Source organism: Phormidium sp. CCY1219 (assembly GCF_055795085.1).
On sequence record NZ_JAYFEQ010000242.1, the window covers coordinates 1 to 4,062 of the forward strand.

The following is a 4,062-nucleotide window of genomic DNA, read 5'->3' on the forward strand; positions in this document are numbered from 1 at the left end:
TGTAAGGGGGGCGAATTCCTCCCCATACATAAATGACAGGGGTTTCCATTCGCCCCCCTTACCAACCCCTAATTTTCTATGAAAATCAGAACTCGCATCCAACGCAAAGAGAAGAAAAAAATTCCCTTGCCGTCCACATCTTACTCGCCGATACGATCGCGTCCCTTCACCCACAGCGCCGACAGCGCCTCGCGCGCCACAGATGCCCCCACGGTACAAACCTCCCCTTCCGGCGGTCATCACTTGGCCAATATCTCGATTTTACCTCCGGAAGAAGAACCGCAATTGCAAGAGCTTTCCATGCAATCTAGGGATTCCGAAGGGATTCAGCTTCAGGCGGAGGAGGAAGAAACTTCTGCTAATCCCCAGTTAGAAGAGAGTCTCGAAGTATTGCAAGGCAACGAACACTCCGAGACGATTCAACGGGCAGGGGGAGGGCGACATGCGCCAGTAGACGATCGCCACAATATCACCGACCCCTATCTGGAGCCGGCCCGCTGGTTGGAAACCTTGAAACGGGAACGAGTGGCGGATTTGTTTCGCACGGCGGGCGGATTGGACGGGCACGTGCAACAAATTCAAGGGGAGATTAATCGCCTGATTAGCGATCGCAATCAACAGCAAAAATTGTCAGGTAAAACCGGGGAAGAAACCGTAGAATATACCACCGCCTTGGATTCCCTGCGTCAGGCGTTAATCAGTAGTGCCAAAGGGGCGACATTTGATTTTCCCAAGTTTGGCTTAACATTGACTCCCCTGGCCTCGGATCTTTACCTAGAACGAACGAACGGCAAGTTAAAAGTGGATGGGAAAGCGGTGTAGTTGGCCGGGGAAAATGGCGATCGCGACTTTTTGGGAGAAAAATTGCGATCGCCATTTTCCCATCAGCTTAAATTCCCGGAATTTCCGAAAGCTGGGATTTATATTCTTCTACTTTAAAGCTTGTCGCCTCTAGCCATTCTTCTACAGTAAAATCGTATCCATCCTTTTGCGCCATTGCCACTAAATCCTCTAAACTAGAAGCCGTATTGTACTTGTCCTTCAGTTCGGGATAGGCTTGAACGTCTCTAAACAACCTAACTACTTCATTTTGTGCCATTTTTCCAATCCTAAGCCTAGGGAATTGCTAGGGTTAGCATAGCAAAATAATGCCGCCACTGTCGAGAAAAGTTTTGTAAAGATTTACAGGGAGAGCATGTCAAAAAAACTGGGCAAAGAAGTGCTAAAAGAAGCGGGGCGTAGAGAAGCAGCGCGCGCCGCCACAAAAGCGAGTGGTGTAAAGCGGGGATTTACCGCCGGACTTACCCGTTTGGTGCCCATGCGAATGCGATGGATGGTGCCCTTCGTCAAGCAACACCTGAAAATTAGCCCGCCGAAACTGCCTCAGTTCAAGTCCAAACTGCCCTTTAAACTCTTCAAAAAAGAGACAGAAGCGGCGGAAGAAACGCAACTCGCCCCGGAGTTAGAAGCCGAACCCACACCGGTGCAATTGCGCCAACCGATAAAACCGCTTTATCCGAAATACAGTTGCTTGCGCGCGAACCCGCTTGCTTGTGAAGTGCCGCAACAGACGCAGGAAGAACGACCGAAAGCGAAATTTTGCCGGGAATGCGGGTTTCCGGTTCCGTTGCCCATGGAGACCCAAATTCAGGGAAGCCGGGGAACCTATCAAGTGGAACGGTTGTTGGGTTATCGGAATATGGGGCGATTGTACGAAGGGATAAAATTGAGCGATCGCCAACCAGTCGTTATCAAAGAATACCTGTTCCCCAAACGCTATTTTAATAAAGAAGAAACCCGTCAGAGAAGAGAGTTATTTTTGCTGTTTTCCCGGGTGAGTTTGGCTGATGGTCGGGTGCAAGACCCGCGCCTGCTGACTCCTACAGAAGCGATCGCCTCTCCTCTAGAAAACCGCTGTTATCTCATCACCCAAGGGAAAATCGACAGCTTTCCCACCCTCGCCAGCTACTTATTGCAAACCGGACCGCTGAGTAGCTTTCAAGTGTATCAAGCCCTCGACCAAGTATTGCAAAGCTTGCAATTTCTTCACGGACAAAAATTTCGCCTGCACTCCGGTCTCGTCAAACCGGGAATTGCCCACGGAAATCTCAGTCTCGATAGTTTGTTAATCGTCCCCCATTTGCAGGGATTCTTTATCTATCTGTGCGATTTAGGACTGTGGGAAAATCCCTTTCATCCCATCCTGCCAGAATCGGTTAATCTTTCCCCAGAACGAGACTTAAAAGACTTAGGCTACATTGCCTTTTATTTGCTCGCCGGGTCGGCGGTGGATTTGGAAACCGAACGACCGCTAAATCCCACGGTAGAAGAAGATTGGCCGCCTGTCAATCGGGATTTGAAGAACTTTATTTTAAATCTAATCGGAATCGGAAACCTGCCCTTTCACAGTGCCGAAAATGCCCGCCAAACGTTATTGAAACTTCCGATAAGCGCGGGGGAAATCCAGTCTAGTTTGGCGAACAAATCTGCGCCAAACGAACTGATTACCGAACCGATAAGCGAGAAAAAGAAACCTTGGCGGCGGATTTTGGGGGTTTCCCTAGGGATTTTGGGTGTGGTGTTATTGGGACTGCTGATTTATTGGCTGGTTACGCGAAAAGAAACTAGGGCCACCGATGAGCAAACTCAGTGCTGTATTGAAAATGTGGCGGGGATTCCCTTGGGAGATTTTATCTATACCACGGTGGAGAGTGGGATTTGGAATTACGTGTTAGACCAACCGAATTTAATTGCGCGGGGGAAAACTCTAGAGTCAGAATTGAGACTGCGGATAAGTCCTCCTGGGGAAGAAGGAGAACCCGCGCCGATTTCGTTTCGCGCGCAAGAAGAACCAAGCGCGACTGAAGCGATCGCGCAAGTGTTGTCTCAATCTGCCGATTTTGCGATCGCCAATCTCCTGAGCGCCAAAGCAGTTTATGGGGATTTATTCTATACCGAATTGGGGTACGAAGCATTTGCCTATGATGGGATTGTGGTTTTCGTCCCCTTTAGCTATGCGCGGCGAGAAAATAGCTTGCCTCACGAGTTAAATGGAACCATTACATTCGAGCAATTGCGGCAAATTTACACTGGAGAGATTACCAATTGGTCGCAACTGGGCGGACCGGATTTAGAGATAAAATTGTATGTGCCTGTAGAAGAAGAAGCGGTAAGGATGTTCGAGTCGAGGGTGTTAAAAGATAGAGGCGCGATCGCTCAGTTTCGCGCCTTACGCCAAAACCAGACACAACCGGGAAGTTTCGCCGTCACCCCCGCGAGAATTACCTCCCTTTCCACCTTCGCCATGTTGCGACAAGTGATTCGCGATTTTGAAGATAATACTATTGGCAGTATTGGATTTGGCAGTTTGAGCAAAGTCTTCGGTCAATGTTCCGTCTATCCATTGGCGATCGCTCGAGATAATTCCTCCCCCATTTCTCCCCTAATTCACCCCCAACTCAATCAACCCATCACTCCAGACAGCGATTTATGTAACGATAAAGGCAGTTATTTCCCCAACGCCGAAGCATTTCGCAACAACCGCTATCCCTTAGCTTATCCCTTAAGCATCATTTATTTGCGAGACAATCGATTAGAACCCGTAGGGGAAAAATTTGCCGAAATCCTCAAAACTACCGAAGCTCAACGTTTGATTTATCAAACTGGACTAATTCCCCTCAATCCTTTACCGCCACGGTAAGGTTTGGTGGTCATTGGTCATGGGAGAACAGGTCATTGGTCATTGGTACTTCCTCAAATGACCTATTAAAAAAAAACTAATTACAAATCACCAATAAAAAACGACAAACAACAAATGACAAACAACAAATGACAAACAACAAATGACAAACAACAAATGACAAAGGACAAAGGACAAATGACCAACGACCAATGATATTCGACCTTGGTCTAATATAGCTGCTGAGGGGGAAATTCTAAACTGGGGGTAAAATTGGGGGGGGGAGAGTTCGACATTTAGGGGGAACCGATGGCGAAAAGTAATTCTACTCAGACACATGGCCTCAACTATATTACGGCCAATCGATTTTATGTAGAAATGGA

At 48.0% G+C, this 4,062-nt stretch carries 3 protein-coding genes; 2 read left to right on the plus strand and 1 reads right to left on the minus strand.

Annotated features, from left to right (window positions below; all coding sequences use genetic code 11):
* Positions 1-78 precede the first annotated feature (78 nt).
* Positions 79-822 carry a hypothetical protein gene (locus AC0QH1_RS02580; protein ID WP_324629229.1) on the plus strand — a complete coding sequence of 248 codons (744 nt, stop codon included), beginning with the start codon at positions 79-81 and terminating at the stop codon, positions 820-822.
* A gap of 67 nt (positions 823-889) precedes the next feature.
* Here the strand turns inward: AC0QH1_RS02580 and AC0QH1_RS02585 are convergent, their stop codons facing one another.
* Positions 890-1,099 (minus strand): Nif11-like leader peptide family natural product precursor, encoded by a 210-nt coding sequence (locus AC0QH1_RS02585; RefSeq protein ID WP_324629230.1) that lies wholly within the window; start codon positions 1,097-1,099, stop codon positions 890-892.
* A gap of 96 nt (positions 1,100-1,195) precedes the next feature.
* Here AC0QH1_RS02585 and AC0QH1_RS02590 point away from each other — a divergent pair, with 96 nt between their 5' ends.
* Positions 1,196-3,700, plus strand: coding sequence for a substrate-binding domain-containing protein (locus AC0QH1_RS02590; RefSeq protein WP_324629231.1), 2,505 nt, complete (start codon positions 1,196-1,198; stop codon positions 3,698-3,700).
* Positions 3,701-4,062: the final 362 nt, after the last annotated feature.